This window comes from Pseudomonas sp. SIMBA_067 (assembly GCF_046534675.1).
In the GTDB taxonomy this organism is placed as follows: domain Bacteria; phylum Pseudomonadota; class Gammaproteobacteria; order Pseudomonadales; family Pseudomonadaceae; genus Aquipseudomonas; species Aquipseudomonas putida.
Genome location: NZ_JAWRYH010000438.1, coordinates 1 through 271, shown reverse-complemented (window position 1 = coordinate 271; position 271 = coordinate 1). Strand labels below are relative to the sequence as shown.

1 pseudogene is annotated in these 271 nt (G+C 49.4%); it reads left to right on the top strand.

Annotation, left to right across the window (positions count from 1 at the left end):
* Positions 1 to 33 precede the first annotated feature (33 nt).
* Positions 34 to 271 (top strand): annotated as a pseudogene (locus tag SB765_RS29795) (peptidase M72 family protein); the annotation flags it as partial.

The following is a 271-nucleotide window of genomic DNA, read 5'->3' as shown; positions in this document are numbered from 1 at the left end:
CTGGCAATTGCATTGAATGACGCGAATAGTCTCATGGCCAGCAGTGGTGTCGCCATTAGGTTTGAATTGGCAGGTATTTATGATGCCGATTATAATCAGCCGAGTGATTACTGGCAGCAAGCTGTGGACCTGATGAGTAATCAGCAGGTCATGCAGCAGCGGGATGCCCTACGGGCGGATATGGTCTCAATCTACTCTACTAATCCGGGGCTTTGCGGGCAGGCTAGACTCACCGCGAAAAAGTCAGATGCTTTTTCAATTATCAGTTGCC